The organism is Neisseria sp. P0017.S009 (assembly GCF_051957375.1).
Classification (GTDB): Bacteria; Pseudomonadota; Gammaproteobacteria; order Burkholderiales; family Neisseriaceae; genus Neisseria; species Neisseria perflava.
Genome location: NZ_JBQCWL010000003.1, coordinates 201794 through 218149, shown reverse-complemented (window position 1 = coordinate 218149; position 16356 = coordinate 201794). Strand labels below are relative to the sequence as shown.

The window sequence follows — 16356 nt, the reverse complement described above, 5'->3', positions numbered from 1 at the left end:
CGAACCGTACATTTTCAGACGGCCCGGTCATGGAAAAAAACAGGCAAATCCCTTACAATACGCCCCTAAAATTTTGAAAGAACACAAGAATCATGGAAGCCGAAGTAATCAACCAGCTTAACAACACCCTAAACGACTTGGAGAAGCGCAGCGAAGACATCCGCGTCTATATGGACTATCAAGGCAAAAAAGACCGCCTTGAAGAAGTCGTCGGCCTCTCCGAAGATCCGGAACTTTGGAACGACCCCAAACGCGCCCAAGAAATCGGCAAAGAGCGCAAGATCCTCGAAGGCATCGTGGTAACCCTCGACAACATCGCCACAGGCATCGAAGACAACCGCATGCTGATTGAAATGGCCGTCGAAGAAAATGACGAAGAAGGTTTCGCCGCCGTACAGGAAGATGTGGCCGGTTTGGAAAAACAAATGGCCGACCTCGAATTCAAACGAATGTTCAACCAGCCTGCCGACCCGAACAACTGCTTTATCGACATCACCGCAGGCGCAGGCGGTACTGAAGCCGAAGACTGGGCGGGCATGCTGTTCCGCATGTACAGCCGCTACGCCGAGCGCAAAGGCTTCAAAATCGAAATCCTTGAAGAAGACGACGGCGAAATCGCAGGCATCAACCGCGCCACCATCCGCGTGGAAGGCGAATACGCCTACGGCCTACTGCGTACCGAAACCGGCGTTCACCGCTTGGTTCGTTACTCACCGTTTGACTCCAACAACAAACGCCATACGTCTTTTTCATCCGTGTTTGTTTACCCCGAAATCGACGATTCCATCGAAATCGAAATCAACCCTGCCGATTTGCGCATCGACACTTACCGCGCATCGGGTGCCGGCGGTCAGCACATTAACAAAACCGACTCCGCCGTGCGTATTACCCACGAGCCGACAGGGATTGTAGTGCAATGTCAAAACGACCGCTCGCAACACGCCAACAAAGCTGCTGCGATGGAAATGTTGAAATCCAAACTGTACGAATTGGAAATGCGCAAACGCAACGAAGAGAAACAGGCGTTGGAAGAAGGCAAATCCGATGTGGGTTGGGGCAGCCAAATCCGATCATACGTTTTGGACTCCTCACGCATCAAAGACTTGCGTACAGGCTACGAAGTCGGCAACACCAAAGCCGTATTGGACGGCGACTTGGACGGCTTCATCGAAGCCAGCCTGAAACAAGGCGTATAAACCGTAAAACATAAAATGCCGTCTGAAAGATTTCAGACGGCATTTTTCAGTTTGAAAGAAACATTATTTTGCAAATATTAAAACATGTTTTGCAAATGCAAAGATTGGCGGTAATATATAGTTTCTATAAAAATGATTGGTAGGTGCAATAGGCCGTCTGAAGCCTGATCCTGTCCGATATATTAGGAGAACTTATTAAATGTCCGGTCAAAAGCTGTCTTCTGCCGAGAAAACTTTCTTCGGCCATCCTTTGCAATTATCCACCCTATTCCATATTGAGCTGTGGGAGCGTTTTTCCTTCTACGGTATGCAGGGCATCCTGCTGATTTATCTATATTACGCCGCGAATCAAGGCGGTTTGGGTATGGATAAAGCCTTGGCCGGTGGCATTGTCGGCGCGTACGGCGGCAGCGTTTACCTGTCCACGATTCTCGGCGCATGGTTGGCCGACCGCATTTGGGGCGCGGAGCGTACCCTGTTTATCGCCGGCATCGTCGTGATGACCGGCCATATTTTATTGGCGATTGTGCCGGGTTTGATGGGATTGCTGCTGGGCTTGGTGTTTATCGCGCTGGGCAGCGGCGGCGTGAAATCGTCTGCCGGTTCGATGGTCGGCTCTTTGTATGAACGGGACGACCTGCGCGAATTGCGCGATGCCGGTTTCTCTATTTTCTATATTTCCATCAATATCGGCGGTTTCTTAGGCCCTTTGTTGACCGGTATTTTGCAAGACAGAATGGGATTCCATTACGGTTTCGCCGCGGCGGCCGTCGGTATGGCATTTGGCCTGCTGTGGTATTCGCGCGGCCGTAAAAACCTGCCGCATACGCCGGCTCCCAATCCGTTGCGCCCTGAAAAGGTACAGACTGCAATAGCTGTCGGTGTGTTGCTGGTTTTGGTGTTGAGCAGCGTGATTGCTTCCGGCGCGCTCAATCTTGAGAACTTTTCACGCTGGCTTTTAGGCGTGGTCATTATTACCGTTATCGCTTATTTTGCACGCCTGCTGGGCAGCAGCCAGGTTGAAGCGGCCAATAAACGCTATATTGTGGCCTATATTCCGCTGTTTTTGACCATTTGTATGTTCTGGGCGGTTTGGTTTCAGGTGTACACCGTTGCAACGGTTTATTTTGACGAAACGGTGGACCGTACTTTCTTCGGCTTTACCGTGCCTGTTTCATGGAAAGATTCGATACAGGCCATGTGGGTGGTCCTCTTTTCCGGCGTGATGGCGGCGGTGTGGACGAAAATGGGCAAACGCCAACCTAAAACGCCGTTGAAGTTTGCACTGGCCATGTTGGTAACCGGCGTCTCTTATTTGAGTTTTATTCCGTATATTTCATCCGGAACCCCGATGCCGATTATCGTGTTTATGCTGGTGTTGCTGGCGATTACGATAGGCGAGCTGATGCTGTCGCCGATTTCGCTGTCGTTTTCTACCAAAATCGCACCGAGCATGTTCAAAACACAAATGGTTGCTTTGAATTTCTTGGCATTGTCCATCGGCTTTACCTTGGGCGGAGTGTTGTTTAAAGACTACTACAATGCTCAGTCGCCATTGGATTTCTACTGGATGCTGGCCACCATCGGCGCGGTAACCTGCGGTATCCTGTTGGTACTCGCCCCGGTATTGAACCGCATGCTCAAAGGTGTCGATTGATTTTTCCATTTAAATGGATGTGATGTACGCAGGCCGTCTGAAAATAATCTATTTCAGACGGCCTCATGTTTTATTGGGAATCGGAAAGAGGGAGGATTCGGGGCATAAATTGAATAGGCGGAAAATTTAAATTAAATGATACATAATTAAACCGAAATTAAAATTTGGAAATATTAAATACAAATAAGAATTGTTCTCATAACTTTATTGAATTTATTGAGGTTTTTTTGCTGATTTGCTGATATTTACCTTTAAATGGCTTTTGAAATTCGATAAAATGGTAATCTATTTTTAAGATTTGTCTGTCAACCAGTTAGGTACGACCATGTTGGCCAGTTACTTTCCCGTCCTCGTATTCATCCTCGTCGGCCTTGCGGCCGGCGTGCTGTTTATTTTGCTCGGCACAATTTTAGGCCCGAAACGTCACTATGCCGAAAAAGACGCGGCTTACGAATGCGGTTTTGAAGCCTTTGAGAACGCAAGGATGAAGTTCGACGTGCGCTATTACCTCGTCGCCATCCTCTTCATCCTGTTTGATTTGGAGGTCGCGTTCATGTTGCCATGGGCAGTTGTGTTCAAAGATTTGGGCGCGTACGGCTTTTGGTCTATGCTAGTGTTTATCGTCGTTCTGACGGTAGGCTTTATTTACGAATGGAAAAAAGGTGCGCTGGAATGGGAATAGAAGGCGTTTTGAAAAAAGGTTTCATCACCACCAGCGCGGATACGGTGTTGAACTATATGCGTACCGGTTCATTGTGGCCGGTTACTTTCGGCTTGGCCTGCTGCGCCGTGGAAATGATGCATGCGGGTATGGCGCGTTATGACCTTGACCGTTTCGGCATCATTTTCCGTCCGTCCCCACGTCAGGCCGACCTGATGATTGTGGCAGGTACGTTGACCAACAAAATGGCACCTGCACTGCGCCGCGTGTATGACCAGCTCGCCGAGCCGCGCTGGGTATTGTCTATGGGCTCGTGTGCCAACGGCGGCGGCTATTACCACTATTCTTATTCCGTTGTGCGCGGTGCCGACCGCGTCGTGCCGGTAGACGTTTATGTGCCGGGTTGTCCGCCGACTGCGGAAGCCCTGATTTACGGCCTGATTCAGCTCCAACAAAAAATCAAGCGCACTTCCACCATTGCGCGTGACGAGTAAGGAGAGGACGATATGGCAAGCATTCAAAACTTATACGAGACCGTCGTCGGCGTGCTTGGCGATCAGGCAAGCAAAGTCATTTCAGCTTTGGGCGAGATTACCGTCGAGTGTCTGCCCGAACACTATATTTCAGTCATGACCGCATTGCGCGACCATGAAGAGCTGCATTTCGAGCTTCTGGTTGACTTGTGCGGTGTCGATTACAGCACTTACAAAAACGAAGTATGGCAGGGCAAACGCTTTGCCGTCGTCAGTCAGCTGCTTTCCGTTAAAAACAATCAACGCATCCGCGTACGCGTCTGGGTTTCAGACGACGACTTCCCAGTAGTCGAATCCGTCGTCGATATTTACAACAGCGCGGATTGGTACGAACGCGAAGCCTTCGATATGTACGGCATCATGTTCAACAACCACCCGGACTTGCGCCGCATCCTGACCGATTACGGTTTTGTCGGACATCCGTTCCGCAAAGACTTCCCGATTTCCGGCTATGTGGAAATGCGTTACGATGAAGAGCAAAAACGCGTGATTTACCAACCTGTTACCATTGAGCCGCGCGAGATCACGCCGCGTATCGTCCGTGAGGAGAACTACGGTGGCCAATAAATTAAGAAACTACACCATCAACTTCGGCCCGCAACACCCTGCGGCGCACGGCGTATTGCGTATGATTTTGGAGTTGGAGGGCGAAACCATCGTCCGTGCCGATCCGCACATCGGCCTCCTGCACCGCGGTACTGAAAAACTGGCTGAAACCAAAACCTATCTGCAAGCCCTGCCCTATATGGACCGTTTGGACTACGTTTCCATGATGGTCAACGAGCAGGCGTATTGCTTGGCGGTAGAAAAACTTGCCGGTATCGATGTACCTATCCGCGCCCAGTATATTCGCGTGATGTTTGCCGAAGTAACGCGCATCCTCAATCACTTAATGGGCATCGGTTCGCACGCTTTCGACATCGGCGCGATGACCGCCATTCTTTACGCCTTCCGCGACCGCGAAGAGCTGATGGACTTGTACGAAGCCGTTTCCGGCGCGCGTATGCACGCGGCCTACTTCCGTCCCGGCGGCGTTTACCGCGACCTGCCCGACTTCATGCCTAAATACGAGAGCAGCAAATTCCGCAACGCCAAAGTATTGAAGCAGCTCAACGAATCCCGCGAAGGTACCATGCTCGACTTTATCGACGCCTTCTGCGAGCGTTTCCCGAAAAACATCGACACACTCGAAACCCTCCTGACCGACAACCGTATTTGGAAACAGCGTACCGTCGGCATCGGTGTTGTCACTCCTGAGCGCGCCATGCAAAAAGGCTTTACCGGCGTTATGTTGCGCGGTTCCGGCGTGGAATGGGACGTGCGTAAGACACAACCTTACGAAGTGTACGACAAAATGGATTTCGACATCCCCGTCGGCGTCAACGGCGACTGCTACGACCGTTACCTCTGCCGTATGGAAGAAATGCGTCAATCCGTACGCATCATCAAACAATGTTCCGAGTGGTTGCGTGTCAATCCGGGTCCGGTCATTACCACAAACCACAAATTCGCTCCGCCCAAACGTACCGAAATGAAAACAGGTATAGAAGACCTGATTCACCATTTCAAACTCTTTACCGAGGGTATGCACGTTCCCGAGGGCGAGACCTACACCGCTGTCGAACATCCGAAAGGCGAGTTCGGCGTTTACATCATTTCAGACGGCGCAAACAAACCCTACCGCCTGAAAATCCGCGCACCCGGCTTCGCCCACCTGCAAGGCATGGACGAAATGGCAAAAGGCCACATGCTGGCCGACGTTGTTGCCATCATCGGTACGCAGGACATCGTATTCGGGGAGGTTGACCGATAATGTTATCCGCAGAATCTTTAAAACAAATTGACATCGAGTTGGCAAAATATCCTGCCGACCAACGTCGCTCCGCCATCATGGGCGCATTGCGTATTGCCCAAACCGAAAAAGGCTGGCTTGCTCCTGAGACCATCGCTTTTGTCGCAGACTATATCGGCATCTCGCCTGCACAAGCCTACGAAGTCGCTACTTTCTACAATATGTACGACCTTGAGCCTGTCGGCAAATACAAACTGACCGTTTGTACCAACCTGCCCTGCGCCCTGCGCGGCGGTATGGCAACCGGCGAATACCTCAAACAAAAACTCGGTATCGGCTACGGCGAAACCACGCCCGACGGCAAATTTACCCTTGTCGAAGGCGAATGCATGGGCGCATGTGGCGACGCTCCGGTCATGCTGGTCAACAACCACAGCATGTGCAGCTTTATGACCGCAGAAGCGATTGACAAGAAACTTGCCGAACTGAAATAAAAGGCCGTCTGAAAACAACGGCTGCAACCGATACGAAAACGAACAGGCACACCAAAAATGGCTATTTACCAATCAGGCGTGATTTTTGACCAAGTGGATACCGCCAATCCCGATTGCTGGACATTGGACGAATACGTCAAACGTGGCGGTTATACCGCCCTGCGTAAAATCCTGTCCGAAAACATCTCGCAAACCGATGTGATTGACGAAGTCAAAACCTCTGGCTTGCGCGGTCGTGGCGGTGCGGGCTTCCCGACCGGTTTAAAATGGAGCTTTATGCCCCGTTCCTTCCCGGGCGAAAAATATGTGGTTTGTAACACCGACGAAGGCGAGCCGGGTACATTTAAAGACCGCGACATCATCATGTTCAATCCTCATGCCCTGATTGAAGGCATGATTATCGCCGGTTACGCGATGGGTGCGAAAGCCGGCTACAACTACATCCACGGCGAAATTTTCGAAGGCTACCAACGTTTTGAAGCCGCTTTGGAGCAGGCGCGTGCCGCAGGCTTTTTGGGTAAAAATATTTTGGGTTCGGATTTTGAATTTGAACTCTTCGCCCACCACGGCTACGGCGCATATATTTGCGGCGAAGAAACCGCATTGCTCGAATCGCTGGAAGGCAAAAAAGGCCAGCCTCGCTTTAAACCACCATTCCCTGCTTCGTTCGGCCTGTACGGCAAACCGACTACCATCAACAATACCGAAACGTTCTCCTCCGTCCCCTTCATTATCCGTGACGGCGGACAGGCATTTGCCGATAAAGGTATTCCGAATGCAGGCGGTACCAAATTGTTCTGTATTTCCGGTCATGTCGAGCGTCCAGGCAACTATGAAGTGCCGTTGGGCACGCCGTTTGCCGAAGTCCTGAAAATGGCGGGCGGTATGCGCGGCGGTAAAAAACTTAAAGCCGTCATTCCCGGCGGTTCGTCCGCGCCCGTGTTGCCTGCCGATATCATGATGCAGACCAATATGGACTATGACTCGATTTCCAAAGCAGGCTCGATGTTGGGTTCCGGCGCGATTATCGTCATGGACGAAGACGTGTGCATGGTGAAAGCCCTTGAACGCCTGAGCTACTTCTACTACGACGAGTCTTGCGGCCAATGTACGCCTTGTCGTGAAGGTACTGGCTGGCTTTACCGCATCGTCCACCGCATCGTAGAAGGCAAAGGCCGCATGGAAGACTTGGATTTGCTGGATTCCGTCGGCAACCAAATGGCAGGCCGCACTATCTGCGCCCTTGCCGATGCCGCCGTCTTCCCTGTCCGCAGCTTTACCAAGCATTTCCGTGATGAGTTTGTGCATTACATCGAACACGGCGGACCGATGAAACCGAATAAGTGGTGCTAAGTTTTCAGACGGCCTCTAAAAGAATTATTTATTAAATACCCGTAACTAGGAACGAACCATGTTACAAATCGAAATCGACGGCAAACAGGTATCTGTGGAGCAGGGCGCGACGGTGATTGAAGCCGCGCACAAGCTCGGTACTTATATCCCGCATTTCTGTTACCACAAAAAACTTTCCATCGCCGCCAACTGCCGTATGTGTTTGGTGGACGTGGAAAAAGCCCCCAAACCCCTGCCCGCCTGTGCCACGCCGGTTACAGACGGCATGATTGTGCGTACGCATTCGGCAAAAGCCCGAGAGGCGCAAGAAGGCGTGATGGAGTTCCTGCTCATCAACCATCCGCTTGATTGTCCGACCTGCGACCAAGGCGGCGAATGCCAGTTGCAGGATTTGGCGATGGGCTACGGCAAAACCACCAGCCGTTATACCGAAGAAAAACGTTCCGTCGTCGGCAAGGATATGGGTCCTTTGGTTTCCGCCGAGGAAATGAGCCGTTGTATCCACTGTACCCGTTGCGTTCGTTTCACTGAAGAAATCGCCGGCGTGCAAGAAATCGCTATGGCCAACCGCGGCGAATACTCCGAAATTATGCCTTTTATCGGCAAAGCAGTGGAAACCGAATTGTCAGGCAACGTCATCGATTTGTGTCCTGTCGGCGCATTGACCAGCAAACCGTTCCGCTTCAACGCGCGTACTTGGGAATTGAACCGCCGCAAATCCGTTTCCGCCCATGACGCTTTGGGCAGCAACCTGATTGTACAAACCAAAGACCATACCGTCCGTCGCGTGTTGCCGTTGGAAAACGAAGCCATCAACGAATGCTGGCTGTCCGACCGCGACCGTTTTGCCTACGAAGGCCTGTATCACGAAAGCCGTCTGAAAAACCCGAAAATCAAACAGGGTGGCGAGTGGATGGACGTGGATTGGAAAACCGCGTTGGAATATGTCTGCAGCGCGATTGAATGTATCGCCAAAGACGGCAACCAAAACCAAGTCGGCATTTGGGCCAATCCGATGAATACGGTTGAAGAGCTGTATCTGGCCAAAAAACTTGCCGACGGCTTGGGCGTTAAAAACTTTGCAACCCGCCTGCGCCAACAAGACAAACGTCTTTCAGACGGCCTTAAAGGTGCACAATGGTTGGGACAAAGCATTGAATCTTTGGCTGACAACGATGCCGTATTGGTAGTCGGCGCAAACTTGCGCAAAGAACAGCCACTCCTGACCGCCCGCCTGCGCCGCGCCGCCAAAGACCGTATGGCCTTGAGCGTATTGGCCAGCAGTAAAGAAGAATTGTTTATGCCGCTTCTGTCTCAAGAAGCCGCACATCCCGACGAGTGGGCAGGCCGTCTGAAAAACCTGTCTGCCAATGCGGAACACGCCGTTACCGCCAGCCTGAAAAACGCTGAAAAAGCAGCGGTGATTTTGGGCGCTGAAGTGCAAAACCATCCCGATTACGCCGCCATTTACGCCGCCGCGCAAGAGCTGGCAGACGCAACCGGCGCAGTGCTGGGTATTTTGCCGCAAGCCGCCAACAGCGTTGGTGCGGACGTATTGGGCGTGAACTCCGGCGAGAGCGTTACCGAAATGGCAAACGCGCCGAAACAGGCAGTCTTGTTGCTCAACGTCGAACCTGAAATCGATACAGTTGACGGTGCAAAAGCCGTGGCAGCGTTGAAACAGGCGAAAAGCGTGATGGCGTTTACGCCGTTTGTCAGCGAAACGCTGCTGGACGTGTGCGACGTATTGTTGCCGATTGCGCCGTTTACCGAAACATCAGGCAGCTTCATCAATATGGAAGGCCGTCTGCAATCTTTCCACGGCGTGGTACAAGGCTTCGGCGATTCGCGTCCGATGTGGAAAGTGTTGCGCGTATTGGGCAACCTGTTTGATCTGAAAGGTTTTGAATACCACGATACCTCCGCGATTCTGAAAGATGCGCTGGATGCAGAAAGCCTGCCGTCTAAACTGGACAACCGCAGCACATGGGTAGGGGATGGCGTTCAGACGGCCTCAGACCGCCTCGTCCGTGTCGGCGGCGTCGGTATTTATCACACTGATTCTATCGTGCGCCGTTCCGCACCGTTGCAAGAAACCAGCCATGCCGCCGTGCCTGCCGCGCGTGTAAATCCAAACACATTGGCACGCTTGGGCCTGCAAGACGGACAAACTGTTGTTGCCAAACAAAACGGCGCAAGCGTATTGGTTGCCGTCAAAGCTGATGCCGGTTTGCCTGAAAACGTGGTGCATCTGCCGCTGCATACCGAAAATGCCGCGCTGGGTGCGTTGATGGACACTATTGAACTGGCGGGAGCTTGATCATGCAAGAATGGTTCCAAAACCTCTTTGCCGCAACGCTCGGTCTGGGCGATTTGGGTATTACCGTAGGCTTGGTGGTATCCGTCATCGTCAAAATCGTGATTATCCTGATTCCGCTGATTCTGACCGTTGCCTACCTGACGTATTTCGAACGTAAAGTCATCGGCTTTATGCAGCTTCGCGTTGGCCCAAACGTAACCGGCCCGTGGGGTCTGATTCAGCCGTTTGCCGACGTGTTCAAACTCTTGTTTAAAGAGGTAACCCGTCCGAAGCTGTCAAACAAAGCCCTGTTCTACATCGGCCCGATTATGTCGCTCGCCCCGTCTTTCGCGGCATGGGCAGTGATTCCGTTCAACGAAGAATGGGTACTGACCAATATCAATATCGGTCTTTTGTACATCCTGATGATTACCTCGCTGTCGGTTTACGGCGTGATCATCGCGGGCTGGGCTTCCAACTCCAAATATTCGTTCTTGGGCGCAATGCGTGCTTCCGCGCAAAGTATCTCTTACGAAATCGCCATGAGCGCCGCGCTGGTGTGTGTCGTGATGGTGTCGGGCAGCATGAACTTCTCCGACATCGTTGCCGCACAAGCCAAAGGTATTGCCGGCGGTTCGGTATTCTCTTGGAACTGGCTGCCGCTGTTCCCCATCTTCATCGTCTATCTGATTTCCGCCGTTGCCGAAACCAACCGCGCACCGTTTGACGTGGCAGAGGGCGAGTCCGAAATCGTTGCCGGACACCACGTCGAATATTCCGGCTTCGCGTTCGCGCTGTTCTTCCTTGCCGAATACATTTTCATGATTCTGATTGCCGCGCTGACATCGCTGATGTTCCTCGGCGGCTGGCTGTCCCCATTCCCGCAAAGCTGGGGCATTGTCGGCACGCCTTCCGCGTTCTGGATGTTCGTGAAAATGGCGGCTGTGCTGTACTGGTATCTGTGGATACGCGCCACCTTCCCGCGCTACCGCTACGACCAAATCATGCGTTTGGGTTGGAAAGTGCTGATTCCCATCGGCTTCGCCTACATCGTGATTTTGGGTCTGTGGATGATTTCACCGCTGAATTTGTGGAAATGATATAAGTTGGGGCTTCAGGCAGCCTGAAAATATTATGTGATTGTTTTAGGAGTTTTATCATGGCAGAAGTTAAATTCCCAATTTATAGTATTGGACATGGTAATAGACAAGTAGAAACTTTTTTTGGATTATTAAAAAAATATGAAATAGATTACTTAATAGACGTGCGAACTAATCCATTCTCTCGCTTTAATCCGAATTTTAACCGTGGAATATTGGAAAATTTTTGTAGAGAATATTCAGTAACCTATCTGTTTTTAGGCGATACTTTAGGTGGTAAGCCCGTTAATCGTGCTTGTTATGATGATGATGGGCATGTTTTGTATGAAGAAGTAATGAAGACAGATAGTTTTATTGTTTCCGCAAATAGGTTGATTACAGCATACAATAAAAATTTAAAAGTAGCTTGTATGTGTAGCGAGCTTAGACCTTGCGAATGCCATAGAAGTAAAATGATTGGTCGTTACTTAAGTGATAGAAATATTGATATTCAGCATATTGATGAAAAAGGAAATCTCGTGAGTCAACAGGATGTAATGGTACAAGTTACTGGGGGCTATGAAGAAGATATATTTGGTAATGTGTTTGAATTTAAATCAATAGGAGTGTATTAGAAATGTTTGTTACTGCAACTGGTGTATACGGTAATACAGAAGCTGAATTTTTTCAAAAATTATTAGATAAAAAAATTACGTTATTTGTAGATGTACGCCAGCGACGTGGCATGCGTGGCAATAAGTATGCTTTTGCAAATAGCATTTATCTGCAAAATAAATTAAATGAATTAGGCATTAATTATATTCACATTAAAGAATTAGCACCAACTAATGAAATTCGTGAAGCACAAAAGAAGAATGATTTATTAACTAATCAATCCAAACAAAAACGTGAATGTTTAGGGAGTAAATTTATTGAATTATATGATGATAAAATTCTGAAAAATTTTGATTTCAAAAATTTTATTAACCAATTTAATTCAGAAAAGGTTACATTTTTTTGTGTAGAGCAAAATTGTTCAGCCTGTCATAGAACGCTGATTGTGAATAAGTTAAAACAGGAATTTAAATTAGATGGTTACTGTTTCTAAGAATGTAGTAATTTTAGCTCGAACACAAATGAAAGGTCATGTTTGTATTGGTGCATTTGACAGTGATTCAAATAGATACATTCGCCTATTAACTGAAAATGCTGAAAATCAAAATGAAGATAGCCCATATCAAGTGGGTCAAGTGTATTCGGTTGAATATGAAAATAGAGAAGGACTTGTTCTACCACATTGCGAAGATGTTTGTGTTCAAAATAGTTGTTTTCTTGGTACTTTAACAAGGGAGCAATTACAAAAATTTTTGAATAGAATTGCTATTTCTAATATTCATATTCGTGATTTGTTTGATGGAGCATTGAATTGGGAGCATAACAAAGCTTTTTTGTTAAAAAATAGTATGAACTTACCGAATTATAGTGTGGTAGTGGCCAGCTTGAATCATGATTTATTTTTATCGAAATATGATGAGCAAAGATTCTATTACATTGATGGTATATGTACTTTTACCGTACCATATGTTGGTGTCAATGATATTGGTGGTTTGAGAAAAATTACTGCAGGTAGGTATGTACGGTTCTCACTTGCGCGGTGGTGGGATGGCAATGGTAATCTTGATGTAGCTAGAGCTTATTTACAATTATCCGCAGTTTATTAAATATATTCCCAGGTATCTGAAATCTAATTTCAATTAAAAAATAATCTACTCTAAAAGAGTAGGGTGTACGTTATGGCTAACTTAGTAAAAACCTTTCTTTTAGGCGAATTGGTAAAAGGCTTGGGCGTAACGCTCAAAAACTTTTTTGCCCGCAAAGACACAATTTATTTCCCCGAAGAGAAAACGCCGCAATCCGTGCGTTTCCGCGGTCTGCACGCGCAACGCCGTTATCCGAATGGCGAAGAGCGTTGCATCGCATGTAAATTGTGTGAAGCCGTTTGCCCCGCAATGGCGATCAACATCGAATCGGAAGAACGCGAAGACGGCACGCGCCGCACCAAGCGTTACGATATCGATCTGACCAAGTGTATCTTCTGCGGCTTCTGCGAAGAGGCGTGTCCGACCGATGCGATTGTGGAAACGCATATTTTTGAATACCACGGCGAGAAAAAAGGCGACTTGCACATGACCAAGCCGATTCTTTTGGCCATTGGCGACAAATACGAAGCTGAAATCGCCAAACGCAAAGCCGCTGACGCGCCGTACCGTTAAGGAGCAGACGAATGACTTTTTCCGCGATTCTGTTCTATATCCTTGCCGCCATCGTCCTATACGGCGCGCTGCGTACCGTTACCGCGAAAAACCCTGTCCACGCCGCTTTGCATCTGGTGCTGACTTTCTGCGTGAGCGCGATGATTTGGATGCTGATGCAGGCTGAGTTTTTGGGCGTTACGCTGGTGGTTGTATATGTCGGCGCCGTGATGGTGCTGTTCCTGTTCGTCGTGATGATGCTGAACATCGACATCGAGGAAATGCGCGCCGGTTTCTGGCGTCATGCGCCTGTTGCCGGTGTGGTCGGTACGTTGTTGGCGGTTGCCCTGATTCTGATTCTGGTCAACCCGAAAACCGACCTTGCCGCGTTTGGTCTGATGAAAGACATTCCTGCGGATTACAACAATATCCGTGATTTGGGCAGCCGTATTTATACCGATTATCTGCTGCCGTTTGAGCTGGCGGCGGTATTGCTGCTGTTGGGTATGGTGGCGGCGATTGCGCTGGTTCACCGTAAAACCACCAATCCGAAACGCATGGATCCTGCCGACCAAGTTAAAGTGCGCGCCGACCAAGGTCGTATGCGCTTGGTGAAAATGGAAGCCGTGAAACCGCAAGTCGAATCTCTCGAAGAAAACGAAGTTTCAGACGGCCTTAAGCCGGAAGAGGAGGGCAAAGCATGATTACCTTGACGCATTATCTGGTATTGGGTGCGCTCCTGTTCGGTATCAGCGCAATGGGTATCTTCATGAACCGCAAAAACGTGCTGGTATTGCTGATGTCCATCGAGCTGATGCTTTTGGCGGTGAACTTCAACTTTATCGCCTTCTCGCAATATTTGGGCGATACTGCCGGACAGATTTTCGTATTCTTCGTACTGACCGTTGCCGCTGCCGAATCTGCCATCGGTTTGGCGATTATGGTATTGGTGTACCGCAACCGACAAACAATCAACGTTGCCGATTTGGATGAGTTGAAAGGGTAATCATGAACGATATGACTTTATATTTGATAATTGCCCTTGTTCCGTTGGCAGGCTCGCTGATTGCGGGTTTGTTCGGCAACAAAATCGGACGTGCCGGCGCGCATACGGTTACGATACTCGGCGTGGCGGTGTCTGCCGTGCTGTCGGCTTATGTGCTGTGGGGATTCCTCAATGGTAGCCGTGCCAAGTTTGACGAGAACGTCTATACCTGGCTGACAATGGGCGGTTTGGATTTCTCCGTCGGCTTCTTGGTCGATACGATGACGGCGATGATGATGGTCGTAGTAACCGGCGTGTCGTTGATGGTGCATATCTACACCATCGGTTATATGCACGACGAAAAAGTCGGCTACCAACGCTTCTTCAGCTATATTTCTTTGTTTACTTTCAGCATGTTGATGCTGATTATGAGCAACAACTTCATCCAGCTCTTCTTCGGCTGGGAAGCTGTGGGCTTGGTGTCGTATCTCTTGATCGGTTTCTATTTCAAACGTCCGAGCGCGACTTTTGCCAACCTGAAAGCCTTTTTGATCAACCGTGTCGGCGACTTCGGCTTTTTGCTCGGTATCGGTTTGGTGCTTGCCTATTTCGGCGGCAGCTTGCGCTATCAAGATGTATTCGCTTATCTGCCTAATGTTCAGACGGCCACTATCCAATTGTTCCCCGGTGTGGAATGGTCTTTGATTACTGTAACCTGTTTGCTTCTGTTTGTCGGTGCGATGGGTAAATCGGCACAATTCCCGCTGCACGTCTGGCTGCCTGATTCGATGGAAGGTCCGACCCCGATTTCTGCATTGATTCACGCCGCAACCATGGTTACGGCAGGTCTGTTCATGGTATCACGTATGTCTCCGATTTATGAGATGAGCAGCACTGCGCTGTCAGTCATCATGGTAATCGGTGCGATTACCGCCCTGTTTATGGGCTTCTTGGGCGTGATTCAAAACGACATCAAGCGCGTGGTTGCGTATTCCACCCTGTCGCAACTGGGCTATATGACTGTGGCTTTGGGCGCGTCCGCCTATTCCGTGGCGATGTTCCATGTGATGACCCACGCTTTCTTTAAAGCCTTATTGTTCTTGGCCGCAGGTAGCGCGATTATCGGTATGCACCACGACCAAGACATGCGCCACATGGGCAACCTGAAAAAATACATGCCGATTACTTGGCTGACCATGCTGATCGGTAACTTGTCGCTGATTGGTACGCCGTTCTTCTCCGGCTTCTATTCCAAAGATTCGATTATCGAAGCAGCCAAATACAGCACCCTGCCGGGTAGCGGCTTTGCTTATTTTGCCGTCCTCGCCAGCGTTTTTGTTACTGCGTTCTATGCGTTCCGCCAATACTTTATGGTGTTCCACGGCGAAGAGAAATGGCGCAGCCTGCCTGAACATCATGACGATCATCATGGTGAAGAACATCACGGCTTGGGCAAAAACGACAATCCGCACGAAAGTCCATTGGTTGTTACCCTGCCTTTGATTTTGCTTGCCATTCCGTCCGTCATCATCGGCTATGTTGCCATTGAGCCTATGCTTTACGGCGATTTCTTCAAAGACGTGATTTTCGTCAACGCCGACGCGCATCCGACCATGCACATCATGAAGGAAGAGTTCCACGGCGCATTGGCAATGGTGTCTCACAGCCTGCATTCGCCTGTACTCTACCTCGCTATTGCAGGTGTATTGAGCGCATGGCTCCTGTACGTCAAACTGCCGCACCTGCCTGCGAAAATTGCACAGACATTCCGTCCGATTTACGTTTTGTTTGAAAACAAATACTACCTCGACGCCCTGTATTTCAACGTCTTCGCTAAAGGCACGCGCGCATTGGGTACTTTCTTCTGGAAAGTCGGCGATACCGCCATTATCGACAACGGTATCGTCAACGGCTCTGCCAAACTGGTCGGCGCGATTGCCGCGCAGGTACGCAAAGTCCAAACTGGCTTTATCTACACCTACGCCGCCGCTATGGTATTCGGCGTATTGGTACTGCTCGGCATGACCTTCTGGGGATTGTTCCGATAAAAGCGGG

General features: G+C 49.6%; 17 protein-coding genes. All 17 read left to right on the top strand.

Annotated elements, in window-relative coordinates:
- The first annotated feature begins 92 nt into the window (after positions 1–92).
- The 17 genes from prfB to nuoL all read left to right on the top strand — a co-directional run bounded on the left by prfB (position 93) and on the right by nuoL (position 16349).
- Positions 93–1196: a peptide chain release factor 2 gene (prfB, locus tag ACTHTG_RS05450; protein WP_003681666.1), complete on the top strand. Its 1104-nt coding sequence runs from the start codon at positions 93–95 to the stop codon at positions 1194–1196.
- Positions 1197–1395: 199 nt separating this feature from the next.
- Positions 1396–2853 carry an oligopeptide:H+ symporter gene (locus ACTHTG_RS05445; RefSeq protein WP_004519140.1) on the top strand — a complete coding sequence of 486 codons (1458 nt, stop codon included), beginning with the start codon at positions 1396–1398 and terminating at the stop codon, positions 2851–2853.
- Positions 2854–3178: 325 nt separating this feature from the next.
- Positions 3179–3535, top strand: coding sequence for an NADH-quinone oxidoreductase subunit A (locus tag ACTHTG_RS05440; protein ID WP_003686600.1), 357 nt, complete (start codon positions 3179–3181; stop codon positions 3533–3535).
- On the top strand, positions 3526–4008 hold the full coding sequence (locus ACTHTG_RS05435; RefSeq protein WP_002215610.1) for a NuoB/complex I 20 kDa subunit family protein: 483 nt from the start codon (positions 3526–3528) through the stop codon (positions 4006–4008). The genes ACTHTG_RS05440 and ACTHTG_RS05435 overlap by 10 nt, the downstream gene beginning before the upstream one ends.
- A 12-nt stretch (positions 4009–4020) precedes the next feature.
- Positions 4021–4614 (top strand): NADH-quinone oxidoreductase subunit C, encoded by a 594-nt coding sequence (locus ACTHTG_RS05430; protein ID WP_002216335.1) that lies wholly within the window; start codon positions 4021–4023, stop codon positions 4612–4614.
- On the top strand, positions 4604–5860 hold the full coding sequence (nuoD, locus tag ACTHTG_RS05425) for an NADH dehydrogenase (quinone) subunit D (RefSeq protein WP_004519139.1): 1257 nt from the start codon (positions 4604–4606) through the stop codon (positions 5858–5860). The genes ACTHTG_RS05430 and nuoD overlap by 11 nt, the downstream gene beginning before the upstream one ends.
- The gene (nuoE, locus tag ACTHTG_RS05420; RefSeq protein ID WP_004519138.1) at positions 5860–6333 is read left to right on the top strand and encodes an NADH-quinone oxidoreductase subunit NuoE; all 474 of its coding nucleotides are present in this window, start codon (positions 5860–5862) and stop codon (positions 6331–6333) included. Before nuoD ends, nuoE begins: the two co-directional genes overlap by 1 nt.
- A 57-nt stretch (positions 6334–6390) precedes the next feature.
- Positions 6391–7686: an NADH-quinone oxidoreductase subunit NuoF gene (gene nuoF / locus ACTHTG_RS05415; RefSeq protein WP_003686543.1), complete on the top strand. Its 1296-nt coding sequence runs from the start codon at positions 6391–6393 to the stop codon at positions 7684–7686.
- 58 nt (positions 7687–7744) lie between these two features.
- Entirely contained in the window at positions 7745–10006 is a 2262-nt protein-coding gene (gene nuoG, locus ACTHTG_RS05410; RefSeq protein WP_308538570.1) for an NADH-quinone oxidoreductase subunit NuoG, read from the top strand.
- A gap of 2 nt (positions 10007–10008) precedes the next feature.
- On the top strand, positions 10009–11085 hold the full coding sequence (gene nuoH, locus ACTHTG_RS05405; protein WP_003776119.1) for an NADH-quinone oxidoreductase subunit NuoH: 1077 nt from the start codon (positions 10009–10011) through the stop codon (positions 11083–11085).
- A gap of 59 nt (positions 11086–11144) precedes the next feature.
- Positions 11145–11699: a DUF488 domain-containing protein gene (locus ACTHTG_RS05400; protein WP_440360566.1), complete on the top strand. Its 555-nt coding sequence runs from the start codon at positions 11145–11147 to the stop codon at positions 11697–11699.
- 2 nt (positions 11700–11701) lie between these two features.
- Entirely contained in the window at positions 11702–12172 is a 471-nt protein-coding gene (locus tag ACTHTG_RS05395; RefSeq protein WP_440360565.1) for a DUF488 domain-containing protein, read from the top strand.
- Entirely contained in the window at positions 12156–12785 is a 630-nt protein-coding gene (locus ACTHTG_RS05390; RefSeq protein ID WP_440360564.1) for a dual OB domain-containing protein, read from the top strand. Before ACTHTG_RS05395 ends, ACTHTG_RS05390 begins: the two co-directional genes overlap by 17 nt.
- Positions 12786–12857: 72 nt before the next feature.
- Complete coding sequence (gene nuoI / locus ACTHTG_RS05385; protein WP_002218650.1) at positions 12858–13337, top strand: NADH-quinone oxidoreductase subunit NuoI; 480 nt, start codon at positions 12858–12860, stop codon at positions 13335–13337.
- An 11-nt stretch (positions 13338–13348) separates the two neighbouring features.
- The gene (locus ACTHTG_RS05380; protein ID WP_440360563.1) at positions 13349–14020 is read left to right on the top strand and encodes an NADH-quinone oxidoreductase subunit J; all 672 of its coding nucleotides are present in this window, start codon (positions 13349–13351) and stop codon (positions 14018–14020) included.
- Positions 14017–14322: an NADH-quinone oxidoreductase subunit NuoK gene (gene nuoK / locus ACTHTG_RS05375; RefSeq protein WP_004519135.1), complete on the top strand. Its 306-nt coding sequence runs from the start codon at positions 14017–14019 to the stop codon at positions 14320–14322. Before ACTHTG_RS05380 ends, nuoK begins: the two co-directional genes overlap by 4 nt.
- Before the next feature lie 2 nt (positions 14323–14324).
- Entirely contained in the window at positions 14325–16349 is a 2025-nt protein-coding gene (gene nuoL / locus ACTHTG_RS05370) for an NADH-quinone oxidoreductase subunit L (RefSeq protein ID WP_440360562.1), read from the top strand.
- Positions 16350–16356 lie beyond the last annotated feature (7 nt).